The organism is Leptolyngbya sp. FACHB-321 (genome assembly GCF_014695975.1).
Classification (GTDB): domain Bacteria; phylum Cyanobacteriota; class Cyanobacteriia; order Leptolyngbyales; family Leptolyngbyaceae; genus Stenomitos.
The window spans coordinates 551,847-567,197 of sequence record NZ_JACJPI010000058.1; the positions used below are offsets into that span (position 1 = coordinate 551,847).

Consider the following 15,351-nt stretch of genomic DNA (forward strand, 5'->3'; position numbering starts at 1 on the left):
CTCTACTACTTGTGGCGAATACGATCGTAGATCTCTAAATAGTCCTTACCAGGGTAGTTCCACGAATAGTCACAGTTCATGCCTTGCCATTGAAACTGTTGAAATGCGCCAGGATTGTCGTACCAGAGATCCAGTGCTCGATCCATCGCTGATTCTAGTGCCACGTAATCAGTTTCGTAGAAGACATAACCGTTGCGCTCTTCGGGCAAATGGGTTTCATCGTAGTCGCGATCGAACACAGTATTGACCAGCCCACCAACACCGCGCACGATCGGCACCGTACCATACCGCAGCCCAATCATCTGCGTCAAACCACACGGTTCATAATTGCTGGGCACAATAATAAAATCGGCTCCTGCATAGATTAAGTGAGATAGCTCTTCATCAAAACCCAGTTCCATATGGACGTCTGGATTGTCGTTGAGGAACTGCTTTTCGTGCCAGAAATGGTCGTTAATGCCTGCTTCAGTTGCAGAACCTAACAGTACAAATTGAGCACTACGGCTGAGAGCATGGTAAATGGCGTGATGTACCAGGTGTACGCCTTTTTGCTCGTCCAACCGCCCAATAAAACAGATGAGCGGTCGATCGCGATCACGCAGCAGCAACCGTTCTCGTAGCGCTTGCTTGTTTTTTGCCTTGCCCGTCAGATCATCCTTGGTGTACGAGTGGGGCACATAGCGATCGTTCTCTGGATTCCATACATCATGGTCAATACCATTCAGTACGCCTGTAAACTTAGCTTGATGCAGATGCAGCGTGTGCCCTAAACCATAGCCAATCTCAGTACAACGGGCTTCCCAGGCATGATGCGGTGAAACAGTAGTGACATAGTTTGAATAAACAATGCCCCCTTTCATAAAGTTGAGCGCAAAGGGATTGAAGTTATCGCGCAGGCGATCGTAGTGGAAGTAATACTCTTCTCGATTTAGCCCCGTTGCCCACAGTACATCACTGCCACCCATGCCTTGATGCTTAAAGTTATGGATGGTGTAACACACGCGCTGGTTTTCCATCCCCTGATATTGATACATCTCAAACAGCAGGACGGGCACTAAGCCAGTCTGCCAGTCGTGACAGTGAATGACATCCGGGCGCTTGTTGCTTTGTAGCAGAAACTCCAGCGCAGCTTTGCTAAAAAAGGCAAAACGAATGTTGTCATCCACACAGCCGTAGTAGCGTCCCTGATTAAAAAATTTGTCTTGCGAATGAGGCTGAATGAAAAAACACAGCCGCCCATGTACCCAACCGCAATAAACGGAGCAGTGGATAGCACCGCCATACCAGGGCACCCACAGGTCTTGATAGGCTATGTGCAAGCCCCAGATATGGTCGTAGCGCATACAGTCATACATCGGCAAAATCAGCTCGATCGTATGACCACGAAGTTCTAACTCTCGACTAAGCCCATAGACAACATCTCCCAGCCCACCAGCTTTAATCACTGGGGCACATTCAGAAGCGATCTGTACGATATACATAGTGGCTCCTCGCTCAAGGGAGAATAACTGTTTCTACGCTCACAAAAGTATAGAATTTCTAGCATACTCGCAACCGAATCTATCGGCATCTCTACCCTCTGGCATATTGAGGGCTAGCTTAAGCGGTGGCACTCGCGCTGAACATTACTAACGTTAAACCACGAAGAGATGGAGCCGTTGCCGCGTTAAAGTTGTTTCGGTGCGCCTTTACTCAGTTTCTCTAGCGATCGTCAAAACGTTGAACAAGCGTTGAACCTGTACGACCTGTTGTCAGCCACAGAATTGCTCTCGCCCCATCGCGAATCGCTTTTGAAAGAGGTTCGGTTGCCTGGTTAGACGGCATCGGTACGGGCTTAAACTCAATCCCTCGACTGCCAAAAACAAGCTCACCAATAATGCGAGCGCGACGCATATGGTAGTCCGATGTAATCAAGTAAACGCTATGAATACCTCTGGCTTGAAACTTATCGACCAGCGTTGTGAAATTGGTGACGGTATCCACAGCATCTCGATCAACATAAAGGCGTGACAGGCTGATGCCAGCGTCTTCAAAAACGCTTTCTGTATACTCAGGTGGGCTACCGCCAGACACCCAGATGGGGATATCGGGATGCTGACGCGCAAACTCAGCCGCAAAATCTTCTCGCTGTGGCGTACCGCCCAAGACCAGTATGGCTTGGGGTTTCAAGAAATAGCTTTTAACCTCGCGGTAGCCCAACCAAAGCAGTATTAAGACAAAAAACCAGAGCAATGATCGCGCCTTAAAACCTCGACGTTTCGAGGTCCTGGTGCGTTTGTGCTTTAAGTCGAACCGTCCCCTCAGCCCCATAAGTGCATACATCGATCGCGTTACTGGGCAGGCTATCATGCTTTTGCTTCTGCGCCTGCCAAAAAAATGCTCTTTCTAAATCATAAGCAAGGCGTTAAGGTAACGCCCTACTGTTAGGTTGCTTTACTGCGGCATAGACTGAGGTTGTGACGGCCCTTTTTCTTGTGCCTGAGCGATCGTCGCTTTAATGCGAGGCGTTTCTAGAAATTTCTTGGTGTCGGCTAGCAGGCGATTACCCCAAAGGTTTTCTTTTAGAAACTTCAAATCGCTGTATCGGCTGTCAGTTTGAATCGCTGTTTCGCCTAGCTTCAAGCCTTGTTCGCGATCGCCCTTTGCGTAGAGCGCCACTGCCATTGCTAGCTGTGGCTCGGCAGCCTTCGCGTCAATAGCTACGGCTGCCCGCCAGCGACGAATAGCTTCATCCACATCTCCACTTTCATACTTCAGCAGCCCAATGTTGTTAATAGCAGGCCAGAAGGTTTTGTCTTGGGCAATTGCTTTCTCATACTGGGCGATCGCGTCCGGAGTCTGGTTCAACATAAGGTATGCATTCCCCAGATCAAACAAAGCACCCGGAACATTCGGTTTCAGCTTTAAGCCTGCTTTAAGATAGTCGATCGCGGTTGCATAGCTGCTTTTCTGAAAATAAGCTGACCCCAACGCAAAGAGCACCGCCGAACTTTTAGCGTCTAAAGTTTGTGCCGTTTTTAATGCTGTAATGCCGTTGTCAAGCTCATTCGTTTGCAGATACAGCCCGCCCAATAGCGACCAAACCTCTGGACTCTTCGGTGCAAGCTGGGTCGCAAGGCGTGCTCTGGGTAATGCCAACTCATACTGCTGAAACTGTGCTAACTGGGCTGCTTCTTGAGCCAAATTAAGCCCCTGTCGCTCTAATTTTGTTGGGTCTAGTTGCACACTATGAGGCACCAAATGTTGTGCCAAAGTGGGTTGGGCGGACCCCCACAAACCAAGCAGAAACAGTAACGAAAGGAACGCATTACGATTGGGCACGGGTCAGCCTTTGAACGTTGTAGTAAGTTGACAGATAGCTTAATTCATCTGCTGTCTATGGTGGCATAAAACTGTAAAAATGCCCCGAAAATGTCTCTCAGCCCTATTTCTCCAGCCGCTAAGAAGAGGGAGTTGGAGGCTACTGCGCTGCTGCCAGAATCAAGGCTCTAAAGAGCTTTTGGTGAGCGGGATCGTTAGGCGATAGTTCAGGATGCCACTGCACCCCGATCGCCCAGGAATGATGCTCACACTCGATCGCTTCTAGTAAACCATCGGTAGCTTGGGCAGCGACGCGCCAACCAGAAGGCAGCGTTTTGACCGCTTGATGATGCCAGGACATCACATCAATCTGAACGGCTTGCATGAGTGCAGCCAGTCGGCTGTTGGCTTCAAGCTGCAATGGGTGAGGCGTGGGGCGACGGGGAGTATCTAGGCGATGGGCGATCGCATCACCATAAACATCTGGCACATGGGGAATGAGCGCTGCACCGCTTGCTACACCTAATATCTGCATACCCCGACAGATGCCCAGAACAGGGATTTGCTTTGCCAAAGCAGCCTTAGCTAGAGTGAGTTCAAAGGCGTCGCGTTCTGCGTCTACTGAATAAATGGTTGGATGAGGCGCGCCACCATAAAGTGATGGATCAATATCGCCGCCGCCTGCAAGAATGAAGCCATCAATTTTTTCTAGAAGGCGTTCTAACGGTGCTTGATGGGGCGGCAGCAAGAGCGGCACTCCTCCTGCCCGCTGCACTGCGTCCAGGTAAGCTCCCGGTAAGGAGACATCCCCGACTTCATTACGACCGTAAGTTGTAATGCCGATAATAGGAGCAGGCTGGGACATGGGTAGGGAAGTGATCGCCTGATGCAGTTCTATAGCAGTCAAAGAGAACGTTAGGACAGACCTAAACCTTGAAACGTCCTTTAAGCAAGGGCTTCTATTTATCCCTCATCCTACCGCCGAGCGGAAGCAAGCTACATTCTTTATCCTTTTGCTATTACTTGTTGTAACCTATTCGGGCGTGACATAGGCAGCCGTGATGCCACCATCCACTAGGAACGTAGAGCCATTAACAAAGGCAGACTCATCACTGGCAAGGAAGAGTGCCGCCTTGGCAATTTCGTCTGCCTGCGCGAACCGACCAGGGGGAATATGCACCAACCGTCGCTGTCGTCGTGCTGGATCAGCTAGCAATTCATCCAGTAGCGGCGTTTGCACTGGACCAGGACAAAGAGCATTCGCACGGATCTTTTGGCGGGCAAACTCTACAGCGATCTCGCGCGTGAGGGAGAGCACCCCACCTTTGCTGGCAGTGTAGGCAATTTGTGGAGTAGCAGCGCCCATCACTGCAACAAAGGAAGCGGTGTTGATAATGGAACCACCACTTGCACGTAGCAATGCTGGAATGCCGTATTTGCAGCCCCAAAACACCCCTTTCAGGTTGACATTTAGAGTCAAATCCCAGATCGCTTCTTCGGTGTCCAGGACAGAGCCGTCGGCAGCATGAAACATCCCAGCATTGTTAAACAGGATGTTTAGATGCCCATAGGTCGTTTCGGCAGTCGCGATCGCAGCTTCCACATCCGCCCCCTTAGACACATCAGTTCTAACAAAAATGGCTTCGCCTCCCTGCGCCTGAATCTGCTGTACCGTCTCGGCGCCGGCTACCTCATTCACATCACTGACCACTACTTTTGCACCTTCTTTGGCAAAGAGCAGGGCAGATTCACGCCCAATACCGCTGGCGGCTCCGGTTATCAGGGCGACTTTATGGTCTAAACGCATCACTTATTCCTTTCAAATCGTTTGTTCAAAGCATTGGCGGAGCGGAAAATTTGATGGATCGCAAACCTTGCCCAGTCAGACCGTTTGCCCGGATGTGGCTTAAGCCCGCTCAAAGTAGCGCGATCGCTCCCAGCTTGTCACCACTTCATCAAATTTTCGCTGCTCCGTGCGGAAAAAGTGGAGGTAGTGTTCCACCACATCCACTCCCAGAACATCCCGCGCCCAGGTACTTTTCTCGAGCTCGTGAATGGATTCGTTCAGGCTAGAGGGCACCTGCGGCAACTCCTGGGCAGCGTAGACGTCACCCTCAAACATAGACGGCGGTTCGATCTGGTTGCGGATACCATCCAGCCCAGCCGCAAGGGTGACGGCAAACGCCAGATAGGGGTTAGCATCGGCTCCGGGGGCACGGCATTCCAATCGTAGAGCCGCTCCATGCCCTAACACACGAAAGCCAGCGGTGCGGTTGTCGTAAGACCAGGCAATACCAGTGGGTGCAAAAGAGCCAGCGACATAACGCTTGTAGGAACTGGGGTAGGGCGCATAAAAGGCAAAAATTTCGCGGATGTGGGTCATCCAGCCGCCCAAAAACCAGCGAAAGAGCGGGGAGCTGTGAACAGAACCGAAGGACTCATCGCCTGGGAAGAGGGCTTTGCCCGCACTATCCCACAGGCTGGCATGGATATGCATACTGGAGCCTGCGTAGCGTTCGTCCCATTTCGCCATGAAGGTGACGGCAACATTGTTTTGCCATGCGATTTCTTTTGCCAAGTGTTTGTACAGCACATGACGATCGCACATTTCCAAGAAGTCGGTATAGCGCAGGTTAATTTCTTGCTGCCCCGGTCCCCACTCGCCTTTGGAAAACTCTACGGGAACGCCAGAGCGATCGAGATGTTTGCGAATGGCACCAATGACAAACTCTTCCTTGGTGCCCTGAAAGATGTGGTAGTCCTCAATGTAGGCACCGATCGGCTGCAAATCGTGATAATGCTTGCGACGCGCCTCTTCGTAAGAATCGGCAAAAACATACAGTTCTAATTCCGATGCGCCCATAGCCGTATACCCCAAGGCTGCTGCTGCTTCCACTTGCTTTCGCAGAATGTTGCGCGGTGCCACACTGACGGGAACATTTTCTTCTTCATTCAATACGTCGCAGAGGACGATCGCGGTTTTCTCTAGCCAGGAGGCAAGACGCAGGGTTGTCAAGTCGGGAATCAGGCGAAAATCACCATAGCCACTTGCCCAACTGGTAAATTGATAGCCCGGTACGGGATCCATTTCCATATCGCAAGCAAGCAAATAGTCGCAGGCGTGAACGCCGTGAGGCAGCACATCATGGATGAAATAGTCGCCCGTAATGCGCTTGCCGACTAGCCGCCCATAAAGGTCAGGAAACACAGTCAGCACCGTTTCGATCGCTTCCGTTTCGACCAGTTCCTTCAGGGCATCGACAGTAAGCAGCCCACGCACTTTGTGGTTTGTCATCGGTTTAGGGGGCGATGGTTTATGCGGTAATCGGTTATTCGGCAATGAAAATGCTTTTGTATTCGCTGTAGTGGTCTAAAACTGCCATGCCTAGCTCGCGACCTAAACCGCTACGCTTGACACCGCCGAAGGGCGCTTCTAAGTGAACGCTATGCCCTGTGTTGATGGAAAGCACACCGGTTTCGATCGCCTTTGCTACACGCAAGGCTCGACCAATATCCCGTGTCCAGATGGAACCGGATAAGCCATACAGACTATCGTTGGCGATCGCCACGGCTTCTGCTTCGGTATCAAATGGGATCACGCAAACCACAGGACCAAAAATCTCCTCTTTGGCAATCCGCATAGTCGGCTGCACATCGGCAAAAATTGTGGGGGTGAGATAAGCTCCCTGAGCCAGTTGAGGATTGATGGGAATTGTGCCACCGTAGCGTAAGGTTGCGCCTTCCGCTTTACCAAGGTGAATGTAGTTCAGCACCCGATCGCGGTGGGCGGTGGAAATGAGGCAGCTAATCTGCGTCGCTTCATCCAGTGGCCCGCCAATGGTAAGAGACTCAAAATGCTGGGTGAGTTTTTCCAGAAAGGTGTCGTAAACAGGGCGCTGTACCAAAAGGCGTGAGCGGGCACAGCAATCTTGTCCAGCATTGCCCAGCACACTCCACATGGCTTTTGGTGCCGCCAACTCTAGATCGGCATCGGCAAACACCAGATTGGCAGACTTGCCGCCCAACTCCAGCGTCACCTGCTTGATGTCATCTGCCGCCAGTTTCATCACCTGGGTGCCCACTTCCGTAGAGCCAGTAAAGGAAACCTTTCGCACCAGAGGATGACGCACCAGAGCATCACCCACCGTAGCGCCGCTGCCTGTCACCACGTTAAACACACCCGAAGGCACTCCGGCTTCCAGCGCCAGTTCTGCCAGTCGCAGCGCTGTCAATGGGGTTTGGGAGGCTGGCTTGAGGACAATCGTGTTGCCCATTGCCAACGCGGGGGCTACCTTCCAGGCGGTGATGGCGATGGGAAAATTCCACGGGGCAATCAATCCACAAACGCCGATCGGTTCCCGAAACGTCAGACAGGTGCCAGCAGCAGCAACGGGAATGGTTTGCCCACCTACTTTATTAATGGCTCCAGCATAGTATTCAAAGCAATCGGCGGCTAGATTAACTTCTTCCCGCGCTTCGCCAATGGGTTTACCCACGTTGCGGCTTTCTAGCTGTGCCAATGGCTCCAGATTAGTGCGAATTAACGCTGCTAACCGGGTCAAAATCTGGGTGCGATCGCGTGAATTGACCTTGCGCCAGGCTACCCGTGATCGCTCTGCCACTTGCACTGCTGCATCCACATCCTGAGCATCACCAGCGGCGATCGTTGCCCACTCGTCTCCCGTCGCCGGATCGATCAGCGTTGAGTATTGCCCAGCAATGGCAGGACGACGATCGCCATCAATCAGTAAATGCTCCGTTAACCCCATACCATTCACACCAACCTAAATTACCGTGGCAGCCCATCTGGCTGATCAATTTCCTGCAACGCATACGACAGCAGCGCGTTTTCCTCTTCTGGCGCTCTAGAAACGAGCTTTCGGCGAGAATAAAGGAAGAAATACAAGATCATTGCTCCCAGAAAAATTGCCACACCCCAAACGCCTGGACGGTAGCCAGGATCGGCAAAGCAGGCAACCAGCGCTATCAGCGAAAGTCCTGCACCGATGATTGCCCCAGGAATACCCAGTGGACTTTGGTACGGGCGAGGCAAATCGGGACGGCTAATTTTCAACTGGATGTAGCTGATCATATTGAGAAAATAGGAAATTACCGCTGCAAACACCGCCATGTTTAGCAAGGCTGCACCCACAGCTTTCCCAGCAAACTGAATTGCTGCTGCACACGCCAGCCCAATCACACCACCCAAAATCAGCGCTAGAGCAGGCGTGTGATATTTACCTGTAAGCGATAGCCAGCGAGGCAGATAGCCAGCACGCGATAACGAAAACAATACTCGTCCATAGCCATAAATAATGGTATGGAAACTGGCGATCAAGCCGCTGATTGCAATGACAATCAGTGTGCTGGTGAAAATGCCGGCGCCAAACACTGCCTGCAAGCCATCTGCCAACGGTGCCCCCGATTTGCCAATACCATCGGCTCCAGAGGCAACGCCAGAGTTCAAAACCAGCACTAGAAAAGCCAGAATCAACAGCGTAAAAATCCCCCAGGTTAACGCTTTGGGTACATCGCGCCCGGAGTCGTGGGCTTCTTCAGCCGCCAGGGGCAACTGCTCAATGCCTAAAAAGAACCAGATGGCATAGGGTAAGGCAGCAAAAATCCCACCAAACCCTTTGGGCAAGAACGCCGTCTGACCGGGATCAGGTGCAATATTAGTCAGTAGTGCTGGGTCAAATTTACCAATGGCACCCAGATAAAAAATCACTAGCACGCTGGCTGCCATCACTGTAATAAACAGCCCAAACTTCAGCGTGAGTTCCACCCCAATGATGTTAATACCTACAAAAACCACATAAAACAGTACCCACCACACCGGGATGGGTACGCCCTTGAGCGGCTCCAAGGTATTCAGGTAAGACCCAATGAAGTACACGATAACGGCTGGGGTGAGCACGAACTCGCAAGCATCGGTAATACCGTTAAGAAAACCACCAAAGGGACCAAACGCATTGCGTGTAAACGAATAGGAGCCGCCAGCATGGGGCAAAGCAGACGACATTTCGGCAATACTAAAGACCATGCACACATACATGATTGCCATTAGCACGGTAGCGATCGCCAAGCCCCAGAAACCACCCGCTGCTAATCCCAAATTCCATCCCGAAAACTCGCCCGAAATCACGGCACCGACGCCCAACGCCCAAAGCAATATCCAACCAGCGCTCCGTCGTAGTTGCCGACGCTCTAGATAAGCATCATCCACATCTTCATAGGAAACTCCGCCCCGATTCCGATTCTTAGCCATACGATGCGCTCCATGTCTAGCGTATGAATCAAGCGTGGAAACTAACCCTGCCCTGCGATCGCAAAAATGGAAACCTGAATATCAAGCTTTCTTCAACGCCAAGCTTTAAGGTTTAGTATTAGACCTTAATAAGTTTAAGATTGTGACTCAATATACTTTCTTCAAAACTTTGCCTGATGGTGTGACAGCAACCAAACAAAAAGCCGCAAAAGCGCCAGCAGGCTCTCACTGGGGTTGGTCAAAAACTCATAGCAATGTCCATGTATAAACCCTGCAATGTCTCTCCCATCGAAGCTTTAAATGCAGCAGAAACTGTGATTCAAGGCTTCAAGACCACGGTAAATGCGTATGAAATTACCGTAGAGCGCTTAAGCGCTGCCATCAAAATGGGGCTGTACCGTCCAGGTGATCAATTGCCGACGGAACGAGATTTAGCAGACATTATGGGAGTCAGCCGCACAACCGTGCGAGAAGCCATTCGGGTACTAGCAGCGCAGGGCTTTTTAAGCGTCAAGCGCGGACGCACAGGCGGCACCTTTGTCTGCGAGGGACTCGTATTACCGAGCGTCTGTGAACTGAAGCAGAGACTTGAGCAGAGAGGCACAACCCTCAACGAAATTTTAGATTATCGACTGGTAATGGAACCCGGAGTGGCAGAACTCGCAGCACAGCGAGCTAACAGCCAGCAGCTTGATGAACTGCAATCGCTGGTCGATCGAATGAAGCAAGCAGCCAATCACTTTAATGACCATCGCCATCTGGATACTAAATTTCATTTGCTGATTGCTAGCGCCACCCAATCTCGGCGGCTTACTACGATCGTGGCAGGCATTCATGCCGAACTCTCGGATTTACTAGCAATCATTCCTCACAGTCCTGCTGCCTGCTTGAGTTCCACTGCCCAACATCAGCAGATTCTTGATGCCCTTCGTGAAGAACAAGCAGACCTCGCCAGACAGTTAATGGCTGATCATATTGATCGCACCCAACGCTTGCTCAATGGTTTGCTGGGGTGACTGGCTCAGTGTCTTAAACTGCTTACTAACTCATTGTGTTCTAGCACAGACTTACTTGAGTGCTGCTTGGTTTACTGCCAGCGCCAGCCTAGCGCAAGGGCGATCGCCCCCATCCCTACTAGCAATCCACCTGCCAAGCGATACGTGACATCTAACCCAAAAGCACTACTGAGCGGTTGGCTGAGAATGGGCGAAACAAACTGACCCAAGAAAAATGCAGTCGTCAATCCACCTAATACTCGCCCTCTGAAGCTGCCAGGTACGGCGGAGGTTAAGCAAACATTCATGTTTGGCATCAGTAACCCTAATCCAGTTCCAGCAAGCGCCAGCCCCACTAAAACCATTGCATACATTGTCGAAAAGCCAATGATGAGGTAGCCAACAGCCATCGACAGAAACGCGATCGTATAGATGCCCATGAACGACAGTCGCGCCTTGATTTGTTTGTAAGCGAACGCACTGGCTGCACTGAACAACGTAGCAAAGGCGATCGCTAGCCCACTCTGCGAGGCATTCGCATCAAACAGTTGCTTTAGATAAAACGGTAACTGTACCGGAATCAGATAAAACACAATCTGCGATAAAAGCGCCACGACATAAGTTACACCTGCAATGCGCCAGGGAAAAACAGCAGGAGCCGCATCTCCCAAGCGTTGAGTATCAGCGGTGCGATCAGGTTCTGGCAACACAAACACCACAAGCGGAAAGATTAAAAGTGCCAGCAGGTAAATTAAGAACGGCATTCGCCAGTTGATATCTGCCAAGAAACCACCCAGCGATAGGAACACCACTCCACCTAAGCCCATAAACGCAGCTTGAAAGCCGAGAAACTGAGCGCGGGCTGCTTCAATGTAATAGTCGGCAATCAAGGCAGTCGCAGTCGTCATAATGCCTGCCACACTCAGTCCCAAAAGCACCCGCCCTACCAGGATCATGCCAAGATCGTTCAGGATGGCTCCAGAAGTGCCTGCTAGTCCATACAGCAGTACAGCTATAGCCAGGAGGGGTTTACGTCCAAAGCGATCGATCAGCGTACCAACAAACAGAGCACCGATCGCGATAAACAGTGCTGGAGCCGTCAAAACAAGCCGTACCCAGTAGTCAGCATTGGGTGTAGCGGCAAAATGATCACGCATGGCAGGGAGGGAGGGCGCGATCGTGGCTCCTGCCATGACGGTGAGACTACTGCTGAGTAGCAGCGTCGCTTTAACGAGAAGAGAGTCCGTTTTGAGAGCATCCGTTCTGAGGGTCATCGTTTTGCCCAAATGTTGCTTAACGCACAATCCATACCGCTTGAGCCAATGATGCCACTATTCATAATCTGTGCTTGAGAAGGATTGCTCATCAGAGCCAGGACGTTACCTTGCACTCAGGTTAACTCGATAAAATGCCTGCCATCCATTTTTCAAGCGCTTTCGGATCTTTAAGCAATTGAGCCTGCATCTCTTGTGCCTGCTCTCCTGGATAAACATCCTCAACCTCATCCACAACTGCCTGAAGTGCTTCCCGCACAACTATTTCGGGAGCAACCTTTGGGGGCGGAAAATCCTTGCTCATCCCTGTGTCCACCGTTCCAGGCATCACCCCAACCACCAACGTTTTTTGCGAAGCAAGCTCAGCTCGAATGCCCTGCGTTGCCAATAGCGCCGCTGCTTTAGACGCACAATAGGAAGCGTTGAGCGGAAAATTGATTTTTGCCAAAACGGTGAGCATATTGATGATCGCACCACCCCCATTCATTGCCAAAACCGGAGCGAACGACAAACACATCCGCAGCATCCCAAAGTAGTTCACCTCGATCTCCGATCGCATCTTGTCAAAATTCACGTCCGCTACCAATCGCTGATTGAAGCCAACGCCAGCATTGTTGATCAAGAGAGTGACATCAGCATACGCCTCCACCGCTGCTTTCACCGATGCCTCATCGGTAATATCGAGGGAAATTGGAATGATGCGATCAGGGTCTGCCGCTGCAATGTCTTTAAGGCTATCTAGATTCCGTGCCCCTGCATAAATGCGAGTCACGCCCGCCGCCTGTAAGCCTTGAATGTAGTATTGCCCAATGCCGCCGTTTGCCCCCGTCACCAATGCGATCGCGCCTTGAACCTGCATTCTGTTCTGTCCTCATAGGGGTTGCCATTAGTCGTTAATGGTTTGTCATTTGCAACAACCAAAACCAATGACCAGTGACTCATAACCAGTAACCAGTAGCCATGACCAGGGTATACTCGTACTGACTTTTTCGGAAGTACTTACTTTTTTGTAAGCTTGTTCCACAAACAGGGAAGTAATAGTAGATGAGCGACGAACTCACTCAAGGCACCGTGTTTGTGCAAGCCACACTAAAAGTCTTAGGTGGTAAATGGAAAATTTTAATTCTGTGGCATCTAAAAGATAACGTAAGACGATTTAGCGCGCTCAAACGATTGATGCCAGAGATTACAGAAAAGATGCTGATTCAACAACTGCGAGAATTAGAAAAAGATGGCATTGTGAGTCGTAACGTTCACTCAGAAGTGCCGCCCAAAGTAGAGTATGCCTTTACAGCCTATGGTTTAAGCCTGAAACCTGTTTTGCAGGTGCTTTGCAACTGGGGAGAAAATCATCTCCAAAGCAGTTCCCTGCAGGACGATCAAGCCGAAAGCCCCCTGCCTTAGAACTGGATTGATCAATAGTTCTTTGCCTGTTCATCGGTGAAACACCATAGCCATTGCTCTCCCAATTCTGCTGAACTGATTACAGTATGTCCGCTCTCCTCATAATGACGACGGGCGTGTTGATTTTTGGAAGAGTCGCAGCACAACATCTTGCCGCAGGTTTGGCAGATCCGCAGATGCACCCAGCGATCGTTGATACGAATGCACTCCTCGCACCGAAAGACGGGGTAATTGGCTTTTGAAATCAGATTTTCTAGAGTCAGTTCATTCAGATGTTGGCAGGGCATAAATTTTGCAGTGCGTGAATGAGGTAAAAGTGAGACTCGAAGCCGTCTTATCTCAAAATAATAGGGTGAAGCGAATGGGGTGTCTATCTGGAACGGTTGAGTTCTACAAGGTTGAATCGCAACAATGATAGACGATGTGTAGGTATGGGCGTTGCAGCATGAAGGGATGAATTGAGCACACTGGTGAGCCAATGCTTCGAGTGAAACGTTATGCCTCGTTTGAGTTTCGCTAAAGCCAGCGTGCGTCAGTTATTTATCCCTTAAGTTTGCACTCTTACTTGAAGAATCAACTTTAGGGGGAGCAGGGGCGTTCTACAGTATTCTAGATAGCCTAACTTCTATTGCGCTGAATCATGGATCGCTTTACTGTCGCTGTCATCACCCAAACGCCGAAGCCCCAGCAAGCGATTTATGCGGCGATGCACCAGGACTATGCCGAAGCTTTTGTGTGGGACGATCGCGACACCTGGCCCGATGAAACTAAATGCGGCGAAATTGTGGTCAAAAACTTACTATCAGGCAATCGGGGTCACTATGGACCGCTGGAACATCCTCAAATCGTACTTAACTGCGGCTGGTTTCCGCACAGTACGATGCAGCAGATACGGACACATCGTGTCGGCGTGAGCTTCGATGTTCAGTCGTTTCGTTATACCGGGCAACGAATTATTGATGTGGTAGAGGGAAAGCAAGACGTGGAGGAAGTATTCTATTTGCGTCCGTTGGGAGCCTACAGCGATCGCCAGGGTAAGCGCTACGAATACACTGAAGCCATTCGCCAGCAGGACGTAGAATGGTGCCTGGCTGCCTGCAAGCGCTACCAAGAGCGGATTCACCAAGGCTTCTCTGAAGAACACGCGAGGGGACTCATTCCCTTCGATGTGCGGCAGCATTGGGTGATGTCTGCCAACGTCCGATCGCTCATGCACCTGCTCGATCTGCGCTGGAAGCTCGATGCTCAACTGGAAGCGCAAAAACTGTGCGAAGCCATCTGGCCTCACTTTCAAGCCTGGGTGCCCGCGATCGCCGACTGGTACGAAGCAAACCGACTCAAAAAAGCTCGTTTGTCACCGTAAGGTCTTCTGATCACGAAAGAAACTTAGCACCGCACAAGGCACGATCGCACTAGCAAACGCCTTCAAACCGTCACTGCTTGGTCATCACGTTCCATAATAAATGCGGTATAGAGAATATAAGAGCGGTTGCAGCAACCTTTAAGAAAAGTTGCTAATAAGCAGCGTCAAAGCAAGCTAAAGGCTAAGAAAAATGGAAGCAGCCCGAGATAGCTAAACAGCGCTAAAGGTCATTAGCCAAGAAGTTTCAGTCTTTTGAGCAGCGAAACCAGGTCTTCTGCAAACGATATAGTCATGTCTAATCGTATGCCCTTCTATGGACACTGGCGTTTGACGCGCCGTTTCGCATTATGCCATTTACACAAAGCGATATTCTTTTGCTAGCGAAACAGCCCCATGTGGTGCGCGTACTGTCCTCGCTGCTAAAGCACTCTCATTACACAGTTGCCAGTACTAGCCTAGAAGAGCAGGCGCTGGCTCAAATCGATCGCAAACCACCGTTCCTGATTATTTTGGCTGGCGACACTCAGCATTGGTCTCAGCCGCTGCTAAGAAAACTGCGACACGCTGCTAATGTCCATCGTATTACGCTGGTAGCATTGACCGACTTTCATACACCTCGCTGGATGCACCAAAACGAAGCCCCTGGCTTTGATGGCTTTTTAGTCTATCCCTTAGGTGGTGAAGTGCTGTCGTCATTGGTAGAGTCGGCACACGCTCGGCAAGCCCTTTCTCTAGCAATGTAGGGCA

15 protein-coding genes are annotated in these 15,351 nt (G+C 50.8%); 4 read left to right on the forward strand and 11 right to left on the reverse strand.

The genetic code is table 11. From position 1 onward, the window contains the following. Positions 1 to 5 precede the first annotated feature (5 nt). The 8 genes from glgA to eat all read right to left on the reverse strand — a co-directional run bounded on the left by glgA (position 6) and on the right by eat (position 9,568). On the reverse strand, positions 6 to 1,481 hold the full coding sequence (gene glgA, locus H6F76_RS13110; protein ID WP_190508751.1) for a glycogen synthase GlgA: 1,476 nt from the start codon (positions 1,479 to 1,481) through the stop codon (positions 6 to 8). A 220-nt stretch (positions 1,482 to 1,701) separates the two neighbouring features. Further along, positions 1,702 to 2,349, reverse strand: coding sequence for a YdcF family protein (locus tag H6F76_RS13115; RefSeq protein ID WP_242033581.1), 648 nt, complete (start codon positions 2,347 to 2,349; stop codon positions 1,702 to 1,704). A gap of 84 nt (positions 2,350 to 2,433) precedes the next feature. After that, on the reverse strand, positions 2,434 to 3,291 hold the full coding sequence (locus tag H6F76_RS13120) for a tetratricopeptide repeat protein (RefSeq protein WP_199305370.1): 858 nt from the start codon (positions 3,289 to 3,291) through the stop codon (positions 2,434 to 2,436). Between the two features lie 169 nt (positions 3,292 to 3,460). Further along, the gene (locus H6F76_RS13125; RefSeq protein WP_190508753.1) at positions 3,461 to 4,165 is read right to left on the reverse strand and encodes a gamma-glutamyl-gamma-aminobutyrate hydrolase family protein; all 705 of its coding nucleotides are present in this window, start codon (positions 4,163 to 4,165) and stop codon (positions 3,461 to 3,463) included. A 168-nt stretch (positions 4,166 to 4,333) separates the two neighbouring features. After that, positions 4,334 to 5,107, reverse strand: a complete 774-nt coding sequence (locus H6F76_RS13130; protein WP_190508755.1) for a glucose 1-dehydrogenase — start codon at positions 5,105 to 5,107, stop codon at positions 4,334 to 4,336. Positions 5,108 to 5,206: 99 nt separating this feature from the next. Continuing rightward, positions 5,207 to 6,595, reverse strand: a complete 1,389-nt coding sequence (locus H6F76_RS13135) for a glutamine synthetase family protein (protein WP_190508757.1) — start codon at positions 6,593 to 6,595, stop codon at positions 5,207 to 5,209. Positions 6,596 to 6,629: 34 nt separating this feature from the next. Next, positions 6,630 to 8,069, reverse strand: a complete 1,440-nt coding sequence (locus tag H6F76_RS13140; RefSeq protein WP_190508759.1) for an aldehyde dehydrogenase family protein — start codon at positions 8,067 to 8,069, stop codon at positions 6,630 to 6,632. Positions 8,070 to 8,089: 20 nt separating this feature from the next. Continuing rightward, positions 8,090 to 9,568: an ethanolamine permease gene (gene eat / locus H6F76_RS13145; RefSeq protein ID WP_190508760.1), complete on the reverse strand. Its 1,479-nt coding sequence runs from the start codon at positions 9,566 to 9,568 to the stop codon at positions 8,090 to 8,092. 260 nt (positions 9,569 to 9,828) lie between these two features. On the opposite strand from eat, the gene H6F76_RS13150 reads away from it, so the two are divergent. After that, positions 9,829 to 10,584 carry a FadR/GntR family transcriptional regulator gene (locus H6F76_RS13150; protein ID WP_190508762.1) on the forward strand — a complete coding sequence of 252 codons (756 nt, stop codon included), beginning with the start codon at positions 9,829 to 9,831 and terminating at the stop codon, positions 10,582 to 10,584. A gap of 71 nt (positions 10,585 to 10,655) precedes the next feature. On the opposite strand, the gene H6F76_RS13155 is transcribed toward H6F76_RS13150, so the two are convergent. Together H6F76_RS13155 and H6F76_RS13160 are read right to left on the reverse strand one after the other, a co-directional pair. Then, complete coding sequence (locus H6F76_RS13155; protein ID WP_190508764.1) at positions 10,656 to 11,837, reverse strand: MFS transporter; 1,182 nt, start codon at positions 11,835 to 11,837, stop codon at positions 10,656 to 10,658. A gap of 121 nt (positions 11,838 to 11,958) precedes the next feature. Beyond that, positions 11,959 to 12,696 carry an SDR family oxidoreductase gene (locus tag H6F76_RS13160; RefSeq protein ID WP_190508766.1) on the reverse strand — a complete coding sequence of 246 codons (738 nt, stop codon included), beginning with the start codon at positions 12,694 to 12,696 and terminating at the stop codon, positions 11,959 to 11,961. A 185-nt stretch (positions 12,697 to 12,881) separates the two neighbouring features. Here H6F76_RS13160 and H6F76_RS13165 point away from each other — a divergent pair, with 185 nt between their 5' ends. Then, positions 12,882 to 13,241, forward strand: a complete 360-nt coding sequence (locus H6F76_RS13165) for a helix-turn-helix domain-containing protein (RefSeq protein WP_190508768.1) — start codon at positions 12,882 to 12,884, stop codon at positions 13,239 to 13,241. 11 nt (positions 13,242 to 13,252) lie between these two features. On the opposite strand, the gene H6F76_RS13170 is transcribed toward H6F76_RS13165, so the two are convergent. Beyond that, positions 13,253 to 13,528 carry a UBP-type zinc finger domain-containing protein gene (locus tag H6F76_RS13170; RefSeq protein WP_190450139.1) on the reverse strand — a complete coding sequence of 92 codons (276 nt, stop codon included), beginning with the start codon at positions 13,526 to 13,528 and terminating at the stop codon, positions 13,253 to 13,255. A gap of 353 nt (positions 13,529 to 13,881) precedes the next feature. Between H6F76_RS13170 and thyX the strand changes: the two genes are divergently transcribed. Further along, positions 13,882 to 14,604 (forward strand): FAD-dependent thymidylate synthase, encoded by a 723-nt coding sequence (gene thyX, locus H6F76_RS13175; protein ID WP_190508770.1) that lies wholly within the window; start codon positions 13,882 to 13,884, stop codon positions 14,602 to 14,604. 347 nt (positions 14,605 to 14,951) lie between these two features. Continuing rightward, on the forward strand, positions 14,952 to 15,347 hold the full coding sequence (locus H6F76_RS13180; protein ID WP_190450141.1) for a hypothetical protein: 396 nt from the start codon (positions 14,952 to 14,954) through the stop codon (positions 15,345 to 15,347). Positions 15,348 to 15,351: the final 4 nt, after the last annotated feature.